The organism is Microbacterium sp. BH-3-3-3 (genome assembly GCF_001792815.1).
In the GTDB taxonomy this organism is placed as follows: domain Bacteria; phylum Actinomycetota; class Actinomycetes; order Actinomycetales; family Microbacteriaceae; genus Microbacterium.
The window spans coordinates 3480043-3497399 of the sequence record NZ_CP017674.1 but is presented as its reverse complement, the minus strand read 5'-3'; the positions used below and the strand labels follow the sequence as shown (position 1 = coordinate 3497399).

Annotated in this window: 16 protein-coding genes and 1 tRNA gene; 8 read left to right on the top strand and 9 right to left on the bottom strand. The window is 69.9% G+C overall.

Annotated features, from left to right (window positions below; translation table 11 throughout):
* Window positions 1-213: 213 nt before the first annotated feature.
* Together BJP65_RS16715 and rsmD are read left to right on the top strand one after the other, a co-directional pair.
* Window positions 214-576, top strand: a complete 363-nt coding sequence (locus BJP65_RS16715) for a hypothetical protein (RefSeq protein WP_156784921.1) — start codon at window positions 214-216, stop codon at window positions 574-576.
* Window positions 577-1615: 1039 nt separating this feature from the next.
* Window positions 1616-2179: a 16S rRNA (guanine(966)-N(2))-methyltransferase RsmD gene (gene rsmD, locus BJP65_RS16095; protein ID WP_055939806.1), complete on the top strand. Its 564-nt coding sequence runs from the start codon at window positions 1616-1618 to the stop codon at window positions 2177-2179.
* 84 nt (window positions 2180-2263) lie between these two features.
* On the opposite strand, the gene thiL is transcribed toward rsmD, so the two are convergent.
* On the bottom strand, window positions 2264-3268 hold the full coding sequence (gene thiL, locus BJP65_RS16090) for a thiamine-phosphate kinase (protein ID WP_070409769.1): 1005 nt from the start codon (window positions 3266-3268) through the stop codon (window positions 2264-2266).
* Window positions 3269-3293: 25 nt separating this feature from the next.
* Between thiL and BJP65_RS16085 the strand changes: the two genes are divergently transcribed.
* Window positions 3294-3797, top strand: a complete 504-nt coding sequence (locus BJP65_RS16085; RefSeq protein ID WP_055836600.1) for a DUF3515 family protein — start codon at window positions 3294-3296, stop codon at window positions 3795-3797.
* A gap of 72 nt (window positions 3798-3869) precedes the next feature.
* On the opposite strand, the gene BJP65_RS16080 is transcribed toward BJP65_RS16085, so the two are convergent.
* From BJP65_RS16080 to leuC, 6 genes are all read right to left on the bottom strand, one after another.
* On the bottom strand, window positions 3870-4955 hold the full coding sequence (locus BJP65_RS16080) for a D-alanine--D-alanine ligase family protein (RefSeq protein WP_070409768.1): 1086 nt from the start codon (window positions 4953-4955) through the stop codon (window positions 3870-3872).
* Entirely contained in the window at window positions 4855-5997 is a 1143-nt protein-coding gene (locus tag BJP65_RS16075) for an NAD(P)H-dependent glycerol-3-phosphate dehydrogenase (protein WP_055836593.1), read from the bottom strand. The genes BJP65_RS16080 and BJP65_RS16075 overlap by 101 nt, the downstream gene beginning before the upstream one ends.
* On the bottom strand, window positions 5987-6727 hold the full coding sequence (locus tag BJP65_RS16070; RefSeq protein WP_082509674.1) for a 1-acyl-sn-glycerol-3-phosphate acyltransferase: 741 nt from the start codon (window positions 6725-6727) through the stop codon (window positions 5987-5989). Before BJP65_RS16070 ends, BJP65_RS16075 begins: the two co-directional genes overlap by 11 nt.
* Before the next feature lie 5 nt (window positions 6728-6732).
* Window positions 6733-8106 carry a UDP-N-acetylglucosamine 1-carboxyvinyltransferase gene (murA, locus tag BJP65_RS16065; protein WP_055836587.1) on the bottom strand — a complete coding sequence of 458 codons (1374 nt, stop codon included), beginning with the start codon at window positions 8104-8106 and terminating at the stop codon, window positions 6733-6735.
* Window positions 8107-8169: 63 nt separating this feature from the next.
* A complete protein-coding gene (leuD, locus tag BJP65_RS16060; RefSeq protein ID WP_055836584.1) occupies window positions 8170-8766 on the bottom strand; it encodes a 3-isopropylmalate dehydratase small subunit in 597 nt (198 codons plus the stop codon).
* Window position 8767: 1 nt separating this feature from the next.
* Entirely contained in the window at window positions 8768-10288 is a 1521-nt protein-coding gene (gene leuC / locus BJP65_RS16055; RefSeq protein WP_070409767.1) for a 3-isopropylmalate dehydratase large subunit, read from the bottom strand.
* 293 nt (window positions 10289-10581) lie between these two features.
* Here leuC and BJP65_RS16050 point away from each other — a divergent pair, with 293 nt between their 5' ends.
* Window positions 10582-11904 (top strand): O-acetylhomoserine aminocarboxypropyltransferase/cysteine synthase family protein, encoded by a 1323-nt coding sequence (locus BJP65_RS16050; RefSeq protein ID WP_070409766.1) that lies wholly within the window; start codon window positions 10582-10584, stop codon window positions 11902-11904.
* A complete protein-coding gene (locus tag BJP65_RS16045; RefSeq protein ID WP_070409765.1) occupies window positions 11901-13214 on the top strand; it encodes an LLM class flavin-dependent oxidoreductase in 1314 nt (437 codons plus the stop codon). Before BJP65_RS16050 ends, BJP65_RS16045 begins: the two co-directional genes overlap by 4 nt.
* A gap of 205 nt (window positions 13215-13419) precedes the next feature.
* On the opposite strand, the gene BJP65_RS16040 is transcribed toward BJP65_RS16045, so the two are convergent.
* On the bottom strand, window positions 13420-14484 hold the full coding sequence (locus BJP65_RS16040; protein WP_070409764.1) for a TerC family protein: 1065 nt from the start codon (window positions 14482-14484) through the stop codon (window positions 13420-13422).
* Between the two features lie 155 nt (window positions 14485-14639).
* Between BJP65_RS16040 and BJP65_RS16035 the strand changes: the two genes are divergently transcribed.
* Both BJP65_RS16035 and BJP65_RS16030 read left to right on the top strand, forming a co-directional pair.
* Window positions 14640-15194 (top strand): RNA polymerase sigma factor, encoded by a 555-nt coding sequence (locus tag BJP65_RS16035; RefSeq protein WP_070409763.1) that lies wholly within the window; start codon window positions 14640-14642, stop codon window positions 15192-15194.
* A complete protein-coding gene (locus BJP65_RS16030; protein WP_070409762.1) occupies window positions 15191-16273 on the top strand; it encodes a DUF4349 domain-containing protein in 1083 nt (360 codons plus the stop codon). The genes BJP65_RS16035 and BJP65_RS16030 overlap by 4 nt, the downstream gene beginning before the upstream one ends.
* 99 nt (window positions 16274-16372) lie before the next feature.
* Here BJP65_RS16030 and BJP65_RS16025 read toward each other — a convergent pair.
* Window positions 16373-16448, bottom strand: a tRNA-Glu gene (locus BJP65_RS16025).
* A 186-nt stretch (window positions 16449-16634) separates the two neighbouring features.
* On the opposite strand from BJP65_RS16025, the gene BJP65_RS16020 reads away from it, so the two are divergent.
* Window positions 16635-17273, top strand: coding sequence for an MBL fold metallo-hydrolase (locus BJP65_RS16020; RefSeq protein WP_055836519.1), 639 nt, complete (start codon window positions 16635-16637; stop codon window positions 17271-17273).
* Window positions 17274-17357: the final 84 nt, after the last annotated feature.

Below are 17357 nucleotides of genomic sequence, written 5' to 3'. Positions count from 1 at the left end.
TGGACGACTGATCTGTCCCAATGCATCCGCGACAAGGGTTATGAGCCAACCGGTAATCCACCCAGCCAGAGTGCCTTCCTCGATGGCATGAAGGGTCTGAACGACGCCGTATGGTCTCCGTACCTGGATATGACTACGCCAGGGGGCTCTGAGCTGATGGAACTACAAGGGGTTTGCCCTGAGTTTCCGGACGCTTACTACGGAAGGTGACGCATGTCAGTGAAAAAGAAGTTCGCAGCAGTCCTGGGGGCGGCAACTGTAGGCGTATCTCTCGTCGTCGCAGCACCCATGGCTGCGAACGCGGAATCCCAGAACGACGCTTATTACACCTGCGGACAGGGCACGAGCCACTACGTGTCGGTTCCTTTCCGACTTGTAGCCGGCCGGGGGTCAGGCGTGGGCGTCATCGTTTTCGAGAATGTAAACCAGCGGCAGTACGACTATCCCGCTTCGCGTCCGGGGGTGAGCCGAAAGTCGTTCAGCGTCTACCGGCCCGGCAATCGGCTCCGCAATATCAACGTGGGTCGTGACGCTGTGGACATCTACGGGAGCACCAACCGCATCTGCGCGGGCTGACGACGACGCCGTCATGGGGGAACAACGCTGAGGTCGCCGTCAGTGCCGCGGCGTCGCTCATGCTCCGGTTGATGTAGTTCCCGCGGACACGAAGGACGAACCAGCCTGCTCTCCTCGGTGAGCGCAGCAGGGCTAGTTGGCTCCCGTCAAAGACGCGGAGTGCGCATCGTCCGAAGCTCAATCGGACAAAGGCCGCCCGCTCTCGCTAGAGGGGGCGGCCTTTCTTTTGGTTCGCGCAGCACGACTGTCTCTCATGGTTGGCCGTCAGATCGCGAGACAATTGGATCCGGCGGCGATGTCATCGGACCACAGCCAGACTGCTCACCGAGCTGGGCGGGCTGGCCGTCACGGGAATGGATGCGTCCACCAATCGCGGCAGGCGGCTTGTTGATGCTCTCCTCATCGCCGCCGATATCAGGCGCAAGGATTTCGGTCCGCTCGTCGTTCCGCGGACGTCGATGCGGTGCACTCCCGGGGGTGAAGTCGGGGATGAAAACCGAACGCGAGACGGCACCGTCCGCTTCACCGGGCGCGTGGCCAAGTTCGGTCTCGGTCAGCTGCCTTCCAACGCTTGCTGTCGACGTCGAGAGCGATACCGAGGCAGTGGCCGGACGGCCTGCTGGGCAGAGGTAGGGGACGGCGTTCCTGTGGGCGCAGAGATCGGCACCGTAGAGGGGGTCGGCACGTTCGTCGCTGTCGACGACGGTACGGGCAGGAGGGCTGAACGGTCGACCCCGGAAGAGGACGGGACGGGCAGTCATCGGGAGGTTGACCTCCTCGCAGGGCGCCCAGGCTCCACCACCGGCTCTGACACCACAGATACCGATCGACCTCTTCGAATGGGGCCACGTCTGTGCGGATGCCGGAGCGCGCACCCCACTCATCGACCGCGTTTGTGTCGTTCACGAGGATCTGCAGTCGAGGCTGCCCAGATGGTTGCCCGTAGACCTGCTCGAAGTTCAGGGCGATCTACAAGGAGCGCGGCGACGAGTCCCAGTTCAGGACCGTCGTCTCCCGCACCGGAGCCTAGGCTGAGACCGTGACGCGCATCATCTCCGGCCGCGCCGGCGGCACCGTCCTCGACGTCCCCCCGAAGGGCACCCGCCCCACCAGCGACCGTGTCCGCGAGTCGCTCTTCGGTGCGCTGGAGTCGGCAGGGCTGCTCGACGACGCCCGCGTCGCCGACCTGTACGCCGGCTCAGGGGCCCTCGGGCTCGAGAGCCTCAGCCGCGGAGCCGCCTCCGCGGATCTCGTGGAGCTGTCGGCCCCCGCGGCCGCGTTGATCCGCACGAACGCGGACCGCCTGCGCTCGGCCGGGGTGACCGCCCCCGCGCGGGTGCACCGCGCGAACGTGACGACGTTCCTGTCGGCATCCACCGCCGAGTGGGACCTCGTCTTCCTCGACCCGCCCTACGACCTCGGCGACGACGAGCTGACCCGGGCACTGGTCGCCTTGGCGCCCCGTCTGAGCGCGGATGCCACGGTCATCGTCGAGCGGGCCACGCGCTCGACCGCGCCCGACTGGGCGGCCGCCGGCCTCGAGGCCGAGCGCGACCGCGCCTACGGCGACACGACCATGTGGTGGGGCCGACCGACGCTCTGACGCCGGCGCTCCTGGGCTCGTGCGGGGCGTCACCTGCCCGCGCCGACGACGACACGGCCGACGGGCCCCGGACGGCGTCGGTGATCAGCCGCGACCGGCATCCCAATCGCGGTAGGGATCCCAGCCGGCGCGCCCCGTCCACGCGCGGCCGTCCACCGTGACGGCGTCGGCGCCGCGCGGCACGACGGTTCCGACGCGATGACCGAGCGGCTCGGCATCCGGGGCGAAGGTGACGAGGAAGCCGTGGTCCTCTCCGCCCGCGAGCGCGAGGGCCGGGTTCTCGCCCAGGGTGGCGGAGTCGAAGGCCACCGTCACGCCGGAGGCGTCGGCCAGGCGGGTGGCGTCGAGAGCGAGGCCGTCCGACACGTCCATCATCGCCGTCGCCCCCGCGTCGGCCGCGCGCAGAGCCTCGGCGAGGGGCGGTCGCGGAGCGAGCTGTCGCGACAGGGCCAGGGCGTCGACGGCGCTGAGCGCCGCGCGCGTGTCGTCGGTGACGGGCAGCGGCGCGCCCTGGGTGTCGGTGAACCGCCCGAACAGCACCTCGAGACCTCGCGCCGCGAGCCCGAGCTCACCGATGACGTAGACACCGTCGCCCACCCGTGCGCCCGATCGGCGCACCGGCTCCCGACCGTCGAGGCTGCCGAGCGCGGTCACCGCGATGGTCAACGTGTCCGAGACCGTGAGGTCACCACCCTCGACCGCGCAGCCGGGGGCGAGTTCCGCGCACGCGGCCGCGAGCCCGTCGGCGAATCCGCGCACGAACGAGACCGGCGTCGACTCGGGCATCGCCAGGGCGACGAGCAGGGCGATCGGTCGTGCCCCCATCGCGGCCACGTCGGCGAGGTTCACGGCCGCAGACTTGAACCCCAGGTCGAAGGGCGACGACCACGCCAGCCGGAAGTCGGGGCCGTGCACCAGGGTGTCGGTCGTCGCGACCACGCGCCCGTCGGGCACCGCGAGCACGGCCGCGTCGTCGCCCGGACCCACCGGCGCCGTCGAGGGCGGAAGGCGGTCGAGGATGCCCCGCAGGATCTGCCCCTCGGACAGCTCTCCCACGGTGGTCTCACGGGTGGTCTCGGCGTCGGTCACCCCTCCACGCTATTAGCCTGGAGGGGTGCCCCGCTCAACTCGGACCCTTGCGCTCCTCGCCGCCGTCGCCCTGATCCCGGGGCTCGCGGCGTGCAGCACGACCGTGCCGATGCAGCCCGCGAAGCTCGCCAACGACGCCGCGTGCGCCGAGGTCGTCTCGCGTCTGCCGGCCTCGATCTCGGGGCAGGACCGCCGCTGGACCGATGCGCAGGCGACCGGCGCCTGGGGCGACCCGGCCGCGATCCTCATGACCTGCGGCCTCGAAGCCCCCGGCCCCTCGACGCTGCCGTGCCGATCGTTCGACGGCGTGGACTGGATCGTCGACGAGTCGCAGGCCGACCAGAACCGGTACACCCTGACGACGTTCGGGCGTCAGCCCGCCGTTCAGGTCTTCCTCGACTACGACATCGCGAGCAGTGGCGACGTCGCCCAGGCGCTGGGACCGCTCATCCGCCAGTACCTGCCCGCCACCGGTTCGGTGTGCACCTCGGTGTCGGACGCAACTCCCGCGCCGACCCCGACGCCCTGAACGGCGCGACCGCGCGCCGCCGCCCGCCGCGCCCCTGTGGGCGACGCTCCGGCCGGTGACCGTCGACGCGGGTCAGGCCCGCTCGAGCGCCGCGTCGAGAAGGTCGCTGATCAGGTCGGGATAGGTGAGACCCGAGGCGATCCAACAGGTGGGGAACATCGAGATCGGGGTGAAGCCCGGCATCGTGTTCACCTCGTTCACGTAGAACTCGGTACCGGTGTAGAAGAAGTCGACGCGCGCGAGGCCCTGCCCGCCGATCGCCTCGAAGGCCTGAGCGGCGATGCGCTGCATCTCGGCGAGCTCGCCGTCGCCGAGCTCCGCGGGGCACACGAGATCGACGCCGGGGGCATCGAGGTACTTGGCCTCGAAGTCGTAGAACTCGCGCCCCGTGACCACGATCTCTCCGGCGACGCTCACGCGCACCGCTCCCCCGTCTCGCCCGGGCAGCACGCCGCACTCGAGCTCACGCCCGACGATGGTCTGCTCGACGAGCGCGAGGACGTCTTCGGCGAAGGCGGTCTCGAGCGCCGCATCGAGGTCTTCCCAGCGCGACACCTTCGTGACGCCGACGCTCGAGCCGGCCTGGTTCGGCTTCACGAACACCGGAAGGTCGAGGGCCCGCATGCGGCGCTCCCACAGCGCCCGGTCGCGGGCGAGGTCGGCGCGCGTGACCGCGACCCACGGCACGACCGGGACGTTCGCCGAGCGCAGCACGCGCTTGGTGACGTTCTTGTTCATCCCGATCGCCGACATGAGCACCCCGGCGCCGGCGTAGGGGATGCCGAGCAGCTCGAGAAGGCCCTGCACCGTTCCGTCTTCGCCGAAGCGGCCGTGGAGGATGGGCAGCACCACGTCGACGTCGCCGAGGGAGCGGATGCCATCGGCATCCGTCACCGTCCACTCCCGTGAGAGCGTCGAGTCGGGCATCCGTACGCGGGTGCCGTTGTCGACCACCTGGGGCAGGGCCTCGGGGCGCAGGGCGAACTTGTCGGGGTCGTCGTCTTCGAGCACGAAGGCGCCGTCGCGGGTGATCCCGACGGGGATCACCTCGAAACGCTCACGGTCGATCGACCGCAGAACCCCGCCCGCCGTGGCGGAACTGATCGAATGCTCGCTGGAGCGCCCGCCGAAGAGCACCACCACCACCGGTTTGGTCATTCTGCGTCCTCTCGCCCTGCGGCTGATCGTCGTCTGTCGTGAGGTGCGGCGCGATGTCGCGCGGGTCCATGGTGCCGTCGAGCACCATCTTCACCTGCTGCACGATGGGCATGTCGACACCGACCTGCTTCGCCAGCTGCAGCACCGGGGCGACGGAGGCCAGCCCCTCGGCGGTCTGCTGCATCTGCGCGACCACCTCTTTATAGCCGTATCCCTGTCCGAGCAGCCGCCCCGCGGTGTTGTTCCGGCTGAGCGGCGACTGGCACGTCGCGATCAGATCACCGAGCCCCGCGAGCCCCTGGAGCGTCTCGGGTTGCGCGCCCTGGGCGACCGCGAAGTCGGTCATCTCGACGAGGCCGCGCGTGATGATCGACGCCTTCGTGTTCTCGCCATAGCCGACGCCGTCGACGATGCCGATGGCGACGGCGATGAGGTTCTTCAGCACTCCGCCGAACTCGGTGCCGATGACGTCGGTGTTGACGAAGGAGCGGAAGTACCGGTTGCGCGCGCGACGGGCCACCGCTTCGGCGGTCTCGGGGCTGAGCGAGCTGATGACCGCCGCGGTCGGTTGCTCGCGTGCGATCTCGAGGGCGAGGTTCGGGCCGGATGCCACCGCGATCCGCGCCGGGTCGCACTCGAGCACCTGTGCGATGACCTGGCTCATGCGCAGCCCGGTCGTCTTCTCGACGCCCTTCATGAGAGAGACGATGGGCACGTCGGTGTGCTGCACGAGCGGCTTGATGGCGGCGAGGTTCTCGCGCAGCGATTGGCTGGGAACCGAGAGGTAGATCTGCTCGGCGCCGGTGAGCGCCTCGGCGAGGTCGGTGGTCGCCGTCATGGTGCGCGGCAGGTTGATTCCGGCGAGATAGCGGCTGTTGCGCTTCGATTCGGTGATCTCGGCCGCGAGCTCGGCGCGTCGGGCCCACATGACCACCGAGGCTCCCCCGTCGGCCAGGATCTTGCCGAAGGTGGTCCCCCAGCTCCCGGCGCCGACGACGGCGACCTTGGGGCCGGCGAGGGGTGGCGCATTCCTACGGCTCAAGGCGCCCCGTCTCGTTCTGCCCGTGCTGCGACGGGTTCCACCGCTCGGCGGGGGCGGGAAGACCCCGGATGCCGGAGAGCAGGGCCGTGATCCGATTCATCATCGCGTCGGTCGCGCGGGTGAGCGTCGCCGGGTGCGTCGGGGTCGCCCGGTATTCGCTCATGTCCATGGCCGGACCGAACTCCACGATGACGTGCGAACGCCGGGGGAAGCGCAGCTTGCCGTAGCGGGGCAGGATCTGCTGCACGCCCCACTGCGCCATCGGGATGAGCGGCAGGTCGGCGGCGAGGGCCAGGCGCACCGCGCCGGTCTTGCCCCGCATCGGCCACAGGTCGGGGTCGCGCGTGAGCGTGCCCTCGGCGTACACGATGACGCCGCGGCCGTCGCGCGCGATCTGTTCGGCGGCCTTCATCGACTGGTTCGCGCTGGTCGACGCGCGGGGCACGGGCACCATGCCCGTGGCCTTCAGCGCGGCACCCAGCACGGGGACCTTGAAGAGGCTCTCTTTGGCCAGGAACCGCGGAGCCCGACCCAGCCGCCAGACGGCGACCGCGACGATCACGGGATCGAACTCGGAGTTGTGGTTGGGAGCGATCACGTACGCACCCTCACGAGGGAGGTTCTCGGCCCCGCGGATCTCGATCCGCGCGAACAGACCCGTGATCGGGACGATGATCGCCGCGAGCGGCCAGAAGGCGCTCGGGCGGCTCTTCTCGGAGGAAGCGGCCACGCCCGTCACCCCACGACGCGGAAGTCGGCGTCGAGAGCGGTGAGCTTCTCGAGGAACTTCTCGTAGCCGCGGCGGATGATGCCGATGTTGCGCACCGTCGACTCGCCCTCGGCCGCCAGCGCGGCGATGACGTAGCTGTAGCCGCCGCGCAGGTCGGGAACCTCGACGTCGGCCCCGTGCAGGGGCGTCGGGCCGTTGATGACGGCCGCCTGCTCGAGATCGCGACGCGGGACGCGCCGGTCGGCGCTCGAGAGCCCCTTGGGGTGCACGACGATGTCGGCGCCCATCTTGTTGAGCGCCTCGGTGAAACCGAGTCGGTTCTCGTAGACGGTCTCGTGCACGGTGGAGGTTCCGGACGCCTGGGTGAGCGCCACGATGAGCGGCTGCTGCCAGTCGGTCATGAAGCCCGGGTGCACGTCGGTCTCGACCATGACGGGCTTAAGCGATTCGCCACGACGGAACAGGATGCCGTCCTCGCGGACGTCGAACCATCCGCCGGCCTTGCGGAAGACGTTGAGGAAGGTCAGCATGTCCTGCTGGCGGGCGCCCTTGGCGAAGATCTCGCCGTCGGTCGCCAGTGCCGCGCACGCCCAGGATGCGGCTTCGTTGCGGTCGAAGATCGCGCGGTGGTCGTAGCCGTCGAGCTTGTCGACGCCCTCGATGAAGATGACGCGGTTGGGCTCGTACGAGATGATCGCGCCCATCTTCTGCAGCACCGCGATGAGATCCATGATCTCGGGCTCGATGGCGGCGTTTCGCAGCTCCGTCACGCCCTTGGCACGGACCGCGGTGAGCAGCACCTGCTCGGTCGCCCCGACGCTCGGGTACGGCAGCGTGATGTTCGCTCCGTGCAGCCCGTTCGGGGCCGTGATGCGGATGCCCTCGTAGCTCTTGTCGACGACCGCACCGAAGGCGCGGAGCGCGTCCATGTGGAAGTTGATCGGACGGTCGCCGATGCGGCATCCACCGAGGTCGGGAATGAGCGCCTCGCCGAGAAGGTGCAGCAGCGGTCCGCAGAACAGGATCGGGATGCGCGAGGCGCCCGCGTGCGCGTCGATCTCTTCGAAGTGCGCGGCGACCGCGCCCGAGGGATCGAGGTGCAGCGTGCCCTCTTCGTCGCCCTCGGTCACGGTCACGCCGTGCACCTCGAGGAGCGAACGCACGACCTTCACGTCGCTGATCATGGGCACGTCGCGCAGCGTGCTGGTGGTGCCGCCGAGAAGGGCTGCGACCATCGCCTTGGTGACGAGGTTCTTGGCCCCCTTGACCTCGACGGTGCCGCGCAGCGGGCGACCGCCGCGGATCGTGAGGGTCTCGGCCGCTTCCCAGTCGGGCTGTCCGGGGTTCTGATCTGCGGAATCGGTGACGAGTGTGCTCATAGGGGGGTGGACCTCACTTCGTGGACGAGGGGCGGCGAATCGAACCGATCGGGTCGATCGGATTCAGCGGACCGGGAGGGTCCGTGGCCGCCATGCCTCGCGGCGCGCCTCGAACTGCGTGATCTTGTCTTCGTCACGCAGCGTGAGCCCGATGTCGTCGAGCCCTTCGAGAAGCCGCCACCTAGTGTAATCGTCGATCTCGAACGAGACCTGGAGGTCGCCGACCGTGGCGGTCTTGGCCTGCAGATCGACGGTCATCTCGATACCGGGCTGCGCCTCGATGGCGGCCCAGATGCGCTCGACCTCGTTCTCGGTGATCACGCCCGTGACCAGGCCCTGCTTGCCCGAGTTGCCGCGGAAGATGTCGGCGAACTTGGGGCTCAGCACCACCTTGAACCCGTAGTCGCGCAGCGCCCACACGGCGTGTTCGCGGCTCGAGCCGGTGCCGAAGTCGGGACCGGCGACGAGTACGGATGCCGAACGGTAGGCGTCCTGGTTGAGGAGGAACTCGGGATCCTGGCGCCAGTTGGCGAACAGGGCGTCTTCGAAGCCCGTCTTGGTGACGCGCTTGAGGTAGACCGCCGGGATGATCTGGTCGGTGTCGACGGCCGAGCGCTTCAGCGGGGCGGCGACACCGGTGTGGGTGCTGAACTTCTCCATGTCAGGCCTCCGCCCCGGTCGAAACGGTCTCATCGGTGCGGGCGGCACCGCCGGTGATCAGGGTGCCGTCGCTCGCGATCGCGTCGAGGTCGGCGGGGCTCGAGAGCGTGCCACGCACGGCGGTGGCCGCGGCGACGAGCGGCGACACCAGGTGCGTGCGGCCGCCCTTGCCCTGGCGTCCCTCGAAGTTGCGGTTCGAGGTCGAGGCGCAGCGCTCGCCCGGCGCCAGCTGGTCGGGGTTCATGCCGAGGCACATCGAGCATCCGGCGAAGCGCCACTCGGCGCCGAAGTCGATGAAGACCTTGTCGAGGCCCTCGGCCTCGGCCTCTAGGCGCACGCGCGCGGAGCCCGGCACGACCATCACGCGCACGTTCTCGGCCTTGGTGCGGCCCTGGATCACCGAGGCGAAGGCGCGCAGGTCTTCGATGCGGCTGTTGGTGCACGAGCCCATGAACACGGCATCCACGGGGATGTCCTTCATGGGGGTGCCCGCCGCCAGATCCATGTACTCCAGCGCCCGTTCGGCGGCCGCGCGCTCGTTCGGGTCGATGATGTCGGAGGGGGTCGGCACGACGTCCGACAGCGACACGCCCTGACCGGGGTTCGTGCCCCAGGTGACGAAGGGCTCGAGGTCGGCGGCGTCGAGGAAGACCTCGGCGTCGTACACCGCACCCTCGTCGCTCGGGAGCGTGCGCCAGTACGCGACAGCCTCGTCCCAGTCCGCGCCCTGCGGCGCGTGCGGCTTGTCCTTGACGTAGGCGAAGGTCGTCTCGTCGGGCGCGATCATGCCGGCGCGGGCACCGGCCTCGATCGACATGTTGCACATCGTCATGCGCCCCTCCATCGAGAGGGACCGGATCGCGCTGCCGCGGAACTCGAGCACGTAGCCCTGGCCGCCGTTGGCGCCGATCTTGGCGATGATCGCGAGGATGATGTCTTTCGCCGTGACGCCCGGGCGCAGGTCGCCCTCGACGGTGATGCCCATCGTCTTGAAGGGCTTGAGCGGAAGCGTCTGCGTGGCGAGCACGTGCTCGACCTCGCTCGTGCCGATGCCGAACGCCATCGCCCCGAACGCCCCGTGGGTGGAGGTGTGGGAGTCACCGCAGACGACGGTGACACCGGGCATGGTGAGGCCGAGCTGCGGGCCCACGACGTGCACGATGCCCTGCTCCTTGTCGCCCAGGGAGTGCAGGCGCACGCCGAACTCGGCGGCGTTGCGACGCAGCGTCTCGATCTGCGTGCGGCTGGTGAGGTCGGCGATCGGCTTGTCGATGTCGAGGGTGGGGGTGTTGTGGTCCTCGGTCGCGATCGTCAGGTCCAGCCGGCGGACCGGCCGACCCTCGGCGCGAAGACCGTCGAAGGCCTGGGGGCTGGTGACCTCGTGCACGAGGTGCAGGTCGATGTAGATGAGGTCGGGCTGGCCGTTCTCGCCCTTGACGACGAGGTGGTCGTCCCAGACCTTCTCGGCCAGGGTGCGAGGACGATCCGGAATCCGGATGCCGTCGATCGATGCGCTGCTCATGGTTTGCGTTTCTCCTCGGGAGGGGTGTGAGGCCCGCGACGAACTCCGCGACGAGAAAGGCCTAGAACAAGGTCTCGTCGCGGCCGCTAAGGAGGAGGCCGGCGATCCGCACCTCGCCACGATACCACCGGCGACACCGGCACAGCCTTCGCCGCCGGCGTCGATCGCGAGCCCGTCGGCGGCGCGGGAGCGAGAGCGCGCGGCGTCGACGACGTAACACGGCGCCGCACGTTTGGGCGCTCCCCGGCCCCGCGTGAAAGCCTGTCGACACGCCGCAGGAAGGAGCGTGCCGCATGGCCGCGAACGCAGAACCGGGATTCTCGACCCGACAGGTGCACGTGGGCGCCTCGACCGTGTCCGCGTCGCCGCGCGCGCTCCCGATCTACCTGACGGCCGGCTTCACGTTCACCGATCTCGACGAGTCCGCCGAGCACTTCGGCACGGGCGCCGGCTTCGGCTACACCCGCACGGGCAACCCCACCGTCCAGGCGGTCGAGGAGCGTCTCGCCTCTCTCGAGGGCGGCGACCAGGCCGTGCTCGTCTCGAGCGGACAGGCCGCCGTCACCGTCGCCCTGCTCGCGCTCGCGGGCGCCGGCGACCACGTCGTCGTGTCGGAGCACATCTACGAGGGCACCCGCGGGCTCCTGCTCGACAACCTCGCCCGCCTGGGGATCGAGACGACCTTCGTCGACGCCTCCGACCTCGACGCGTGGCGGGATGCCATCACCCCGCGCACGCGCGCCTTCTTCGCCGAGACGCTCTCCAACGCCCGTAACGACGTGCTCGACATCGCCGCGGCCTCGACGATCGGGCGGCAGCACGGCATCCCCCTCGTCGTGGACAGCACGTTCACCACCCCGTACCTCCTGCGGCCCCTCGAGCACGGCGCGGCCGTGGTCGTGCACTCGGCGAGCAAGTTCCTCGCCGGCCAGGGGGCTGTGCTCGGTGGCGTCATCGTCGACGACGGACGCTTCGACGCGGCGGCCTCGGGACACCGGTTCCCCCACCTCGTGCAGACCGACCGCCTGGGCGGGGCGAGCTACGCCGAGAAGCACGGCGGACGCGCGCGCGGAGCCTACATCCGCGAGAGCGTCGCCCCGCGGTTCGGTCCCTCGCCGTCGCCGCTCAACGCCTTCCTGATCGGCCAGGGCATCGAGACCCTGAGCCTGCGCGTCGAGCGGCAGTCGCAGAACGCCCTCGCCGTGGCGCGATGGCTCGAGGAGCGCCCCGAGGTCGAGCGCGTCGACCACGTGGGCCTGGTATCGCACCCGCACCACGAGCTCGGTGCGCGCTACCTGCGGCGCGGCAGCGGCTCGGTGTTCACCGTGACCCTCCGCGGCGGTCTCGAAGCCGCCCGCCACGTCGTGCAGTCGGTCGAGGTGATCACGCACATGACCCACCTGGGCGATGTGCGCTCGCTCGTGCTGCACCCGCAGAGCACCTCGCACGCCGCGCGCACGGTCGCCGAGCGCGAGCGCGCGGGGGTCTTCCCGGGCACGCTGCGCTTCTCGATCGGGATCGAAGACATCGACGACCTCCTCGCCGACCTCGCTCAGGCGCTCGACGGTCTCGCCGTGCTCTCGTCGGACGTCGAGCGAGAGGTGGTCGTGCTGTGAGCCGTCTGCAGCACTTCGGCTGGTTCCTCGCCCGCGGCTTCGGCCCCCACGGGTGGGGCCACCCCTATCTGCGGTGGAACCACCGGTGGACGGAGCCCGGGCTCTACCAGGACTCCGCCCGCACCCTGGAGCAGGCGGGCTTCGATCTGCTGATCATCGAAGACGCCCCCTCGCTGGGCAGTGCCGAGACCATCGACCTCCGCGTGCGCCACGCGTTCGGCGGCCCCAAGCACGATCCGCTGCTGCTCGCCCCCTACCTCTTCGCCGCCACGCGGCACCTCGGCGTCGTGCCCACGGTCAACCCGGCGGCGTACCTGCCGTACACGGCCGCCCGGCAGTTCGCGACCCTTCAGCACCTGAGCGGGCACCGTCTGGGGCTGAACGTGGTGACCGACACCGGCAGCGCCCGGCACTTCTCCCCCGCCCCGCAGCTCGGACACGACGCGGCCTACGACCGCGCCGAGGAGTGGCTCAGCGGCATCCGGGACCTCTGGCGCAGCTGGGGTGAGGGTGCGCTCGTCGAGGACGAGCGCAGCGGCGTCTACGCCGACGGGACGAAACTGCACGCCACGCGTCACCGCGGCGAGCACTTCGGCTTCGACGGTCCGCTGAACGCCGTTCCCTTCACCGACGGCGAGCCGGCGATCGTGTCACCCGGCGGCTCCGGGCGGGGCCTGTCGTTCGCCGGGCACAACTCCGACGTACAACTGGCGCTCGCCCCCCTCGACGAGGCGAGCATCCGCGCCTACCGCGGACGCATCCACGCTGCGGCGGAAGCCGCGGGGCGCTCGGCCGACGACATCAAGATCCTGTTCGCCATCCAGCCCGTGCTCGTGTCGTCGCCGGAAGAAGCCGACCGCCTGGTCGCGGCATCCGCCCACCCCGACGACGAGGCGCTGATCGCGATCGCCCGCAAGCAGTCGAGCGACCTCGAGACCGATCTGACGGCCCTCGATCTGGACCGCCCGCTGGACCGGTCGATCTTCGGCGAGCATGTGTCGGAGGGCAGCATCCGGCGACTCGTCGGAAAACACGACGACGACGCTCCGCTGCGCACGCTGCTGGGCGCCCACGCGCGCCTCGGACGACTGAACGACGGCAGCGGCTTCGTGGGGACGGCCGACGAGTTCGCCGACCGCATCGAGGAGCTCGGCACCTGGGGCAACGACGGCGTGCTGCTGTGGGGCGACCTGCACCCGGTCACCGTGCACCGCGTGCTCGACGACCTGGTTCCGATCCTGCGTCGGCGCGGCATCCTGCGCGAGGAGTACGTCGACGGCGGCCTGCACGCGAACCTCCGCGCGTTCTGAGCGCCCCGGCGCGACGCCGTGTCCCACTTCGTGCAGGAAATCAGTCATCTACCCGCACGAAGTGGGACACGCCACATAGCGCCGCCCCAGCCTCGCGCGTGATGTCCCACTTGGTGCAGAAAGACCGGCGTTCACCTGCACGACGTGGGACACGCCGGCCTCGGGGCTGACGCGTGCGCCGAGAGCGGGCGTGCGAGGCGAAACGTCAGTCGCGCTCGGGGTGCTCCACCGTCGTCGGGGTGCCCTTCTCGTCGGCGACGTCGGCCGCGGCATCCTGTGCGCCGACGGCGGCGGGCTCGCGACGGGCGGCGATCAGGCTGGCGACGGTGGCGACCGCCATCGACACGATGATCACGGCGAGCGACACCCACGTCGAGATCTCGGGCGCCCACTCGATCGGTTCGCCGTTGTTGAGGAAGGGCAGCTCGTTGACGTGCATCGCGTGGAACACGAGCTTCACGCCGATGAACGCCAGGATGAACGCGATCCCGTAGTGCAGGTACTTGAGGCGATCGAGCAGGTCGCCGAGCAGGAAGTAGAGCTGGCGCAGCCCCATCAGCGCGAAGAGGTTCGCGGTGAAGACGATGAACGGGCTCTGCGTGATGCCGAAGATCGCCGGGATCGAGTCGATCGCGAACAGCAGATCGGTCACACCGATCGCGACGAAGACGATGATCATCGGGGTGAACAGCTTCTTGCCGTCGATGCGCGTGACGATCTTCTTGCCGTCGTACGAGTCGCTCATCGGCAGGGCGCGGCGCAGCGTCCGCACGATGAGGTTCTCTTTCTGCGAGTCGTCGTCGTGATCGGAGCCGGGGAACGCCTGCCGGATCGCGGTGTAGACCAGGAAGGCGCCGAAGAGGTAGAAGATCGGGCTGAAGTTCTCGATGATCGTGGCGCCCACGAGGATGAACGCCCCGCGCAGGATGAGCGCGATGATGATGCCCACCATCAGCACCTCCTGCTGATAGCGCCGGGGCACGGCGAACTGCCCCATGATCAGCACGAACACGAAGAGGTTGTCGATCGACAGGCTGTACTCGGTCAGCCACCCGGCGACGAATTGCCCGGCGACCTCTCCCCCGGCGACGATCCACAGCACGCCCGCGAAGATCAGGGCGAGCGTGACGTAGAACACGACCCACAGCGTCGATTCCTTCGCCGCGGGGATGTGCGGGCGCTTGAGGATGATGAGCAGGTCGGCGACCAGGATCAGCACCAGGACCACCAGAGTGACCGTCTGGAAGACGGGGTCGAGCTGCAGCTCCATGGCGGGGCCTTTCGTCGGGGAAACGCTCGATTCTATCCGGTGCTCGACCGCGGCCCCGCCCCTCGTCCCCACCGGATACGAGACGATCACGCGCGGGCGGACACCTCTCAGTGAGAGAGTGCTCTCGGGAATCGACCGGGAGCGGGACGGATGCCATGACCCACGACGTCATCGACGACAGGGCCCTCGTGGCGCGCGCCGCCGGCGGGTCGGAGGTCGCGTACCGCGAGCTGTACCGCGCGTACGCGCGTCCGGTGTACTGGATCGCCTTCGGTCTGGTGGGCGACGCGAGCGACGCGGAAGACGTCGTGCAGGAGACGTTCGTCGTCGCGTGGCGGAAGATCCCGTCGTTGCGACTGGAGGGGGCATCGCTCCTCCCCTGGCTCGCGACGGTGTGCCGACTGCAGGCGCAGAACCGCCTGCGGGCGCGTCGGCGCCACGGATCGCACGCGGCGCTCGACGACGAGATTCCCTCGGTGGTCGACGTCGAGGCGCAGGTCGTGCAGGCCCAGACGGTGGCGGCCATCCTCGCGGCCGTCGACCGCCTGAGCGAGCTGGACCGCGAGATCTTCCGCCTGTGCGCCGCGGAGGGGTACGGCTACGAAGCCGCCGCCGTGGAACTCGGCGTATCCCACGGCACCGTGCGCAACCGCCTCTCCCGTATCCGCTCCCGGGTACGCGCCACCGCGATGGAGACCGAGACCCCATGACCAGCCCCACCCTCCCCTCGCTTCCCGCCGACCGCGTGGATGCCATCGAGAACGCCGTCTTCGCGCGCATCGGCGACGAGCGCACCCGCGTGCGCCGACGCCGTCGCGGTATCTGGACGGGGGTCGGCGCGGCCGCCGCCGTCGTGGTGATCGCGGCCGTGGTCGGCCCCGCCCTGACCACCTCCCAGAGCTCCAGCGGGTCGGCGGCGGCCGGCTCCGGCGCCGCCGAGGGCGCCCCGTGGGCCGGCGAACGGTTCGACGCCGGAAGTGTCGACAGTGCGCCCGCAGCCCCGGGCCAGGAGGCGGCCGCGGGGTCGGGCGCAGCGGGAGACTCCTCGGTCGCACTCGACGCGGGCACTCGAGACGCCGGCACCCGGGACATCGTCGCCACCGGGTCGAGCACCGTGGAGGTCCACGATCTCACCGCGGCGATCGACACGATCTCGGCCACGGCGACGAGCGTCGGCGGATACGTCGAGTCGTCCCAGCTGGGCGATGGCGCGATGGGCCTGCCGATCGACGGCTCCGCCGCCGTGTCACCGACGTCGTCGGGCTGGATCACCGTGCGCGTACCCGCCGACACCCTCGCCTCGGTGATGGACGGCCTCCGCGAGGTCGGCGAGGTCACGGCGACGAGCGTCACCCGCTCCGACGTGACCGAGCAAGCCGTCGACCTGCGTGCCCGGGTGTCGGCCGGAGAGGCCTCGGTGGCGCGCCTCACCGAACTCCTCGCCCAAGCGGCATCGGTGTCCGACCTCATCACCGCGGAGTCCGCACTCGCGGAGCGTCAGGCGCAACTCGACAGCGACCGGCAGGTGCTGCAGTCGGTCGAGTCGCAGGTGGCGATGTCGACGCTGAGCGTGCAACTGACCGAGCCCGCGGCATCCGTCACCGCCGACCCCGCCGGCTTCGGCGACGGGCTCGGTGCGGGCTGGAACGGTCTCGTCGCGACGCTGAACGGCGTCGTCATCGGTCTGGGTTTCCTGCTGCCGTGGATCGCTGTCGCGGGGGTCGTCTTCGCCGCCGTTTGGGGGGTGCGTCGCCTGGTGCGGCGGCGCCGCGCCGCGAGCGGGGACTGACACAGACTCAGGCTCGGAGCCGCGCGGACGCGCCACCGAGGCGCAAGAAACCGAGACACGAAAAAGGCCCCGACCACATGGTCGGAGCCTTTTTCTCTGTGGTGACCCCAGCGGGATTCGAACCCGCGTTACCGCCGTGAGAGGGCAGCGTACTAGGCCGCTATACGATGGGGCCGCTTCGCAACCGTTCAAGTATGCACCACGAATTGCGCGCACGCAAAATCGGGGCCGGAACCACCGAACTCCCGGGCGTGTCCGGCCACGGTACCGCGAGAACGCGGCGGGCGGAAGAGGCGATAGCCCGACTTCGCCTCCCCCGCCAGCGGTTGCCGCCCGCGCGGTCGCGGAGTTCACTGGGACCATGCGCCTCACGAAGCACGAACACGCCGCCCTGGTCCTCGTCGAGTCGGGACACACCCTCGTCGTCGACCCCGGGAGCTTCACCTCGCCGCTCGAAGACCTCGTCGGTCTCGTCGGCGTCGTCATCACCCACGAACACGCCGACCACTGGACGGCCGATCACCTCACGCGCCTGCAGAAGGCCCACCCCGGCGTTCCGATCTACGGCCCCGAGGGCGTGGTGCACGCGGCAGCCGGGTTCGACGTCATCGCGGTCTCCCCCGGCGATCGCCTCGACGTGGGCCCCTTCCACCTGGAGTTCTTCGGCGGGACGCACGCGGTCATCCACGAATCGATCCCGAACGTCGACAACGTCGGCGTGCTCGTCAACGACGCGCTGTACTACCCCGGCGATTCGTATGCCGTCCCGAAGCGCTCGAAGGTGCAGCTGCTGGCCGCGCCCGTCGGTGCCCCGTGGCTGAAGATCGGCGACGCCATCGACTTCGTCCTCGACGTCAAGCCCGACCGTGTATTCGCCACCCATGACATGACCCTGTCGACGGCGGGCAAGCAGATGGGCGCCGCGCGCCTCACCTGGGCCGCGGAGCAGAACGGCGGATCGTTCGTCGATCTGCAGCCGGGCGACACTCTCGACGTCTGAAGCCCGGACCGGGCCACACTCCTGAACAACCCGCGCGCCCAGGCCCTTCGGCGTCCGACAGCCCGCACCGACCGGCGAAACTCA

Bases quoted from the DNA above. Each gene is read 5' to 3' on its own strand.
- BJP65_RS16715 (WP_156784921.1), top strand. From the start codon at position 214: ATGTCAGTGAAAAAGAAGTTCGCAGCAGTCCTGGGGGCGGCAACTGTA.
- BJP65_RS16080 (WP_070409768.1), bottom strand. From the start codon at position 4,955: ATGACCAAACCGGTGGTGGTGGTGCTCTTCGGCGGGCGCTCCAGCGAG.
- murA (WP_055836587.1), bottom strand. From the start codon at position 8,106: ATGAGCACACTCGTCACCGATTCCGCAGATCAGAACCCCGGACAGCCC.
- leuD (WP_055836584.1), bottom strand. From the start codon at position 8,766: ATGGAGAAGTTCAGCACCCACACCGGTGTCGCCGCCCCGCTGAAGCGC.
- leuC (WP_070409767.1), bottom strand. From the start codon at position 10,288: ATGAGCAGCGCATCGATCGACGGCATCCGGATTCCGGATCGTCCTCGC.
- BJP65_RS16050 (WP_070409766.1), top strand. From the start codon at position 10,582: ATGGCCGCGAACGCAGAACCGGGATTCTCGACCCGACAGGTGCACGTG.
- BJP65_RS16040 (WP_070409764.1), bottom strand. From the start codon at position 14,484: ATGGAGCTGCAGCTCGACCCCGTCTTCCAGACGGTCACTCTGGTGGTC.
- BJP65_RS16035 (WP_070409763.1), top strand. From the start codon at position 14,640: ATGACCCACGACGTCATCGACGACAGGGCCCTCGTGGCGCGCGCCGCC.
- BJP65_RS16030 (WP_070409762.1), top strand. From the start codon at position 15,191: ATGACCAGCCCCACCCTCCCCTCGCTTCCCGCCGACCGCGTGGATGCC.
- BJP65_RS16020 (WP_055836519.1), top strand. From the start codon at position 16,635: ATGCGCCTCACGAAGCACGAACACGCCGCCCTGGTCCTCGTCGAGTCG.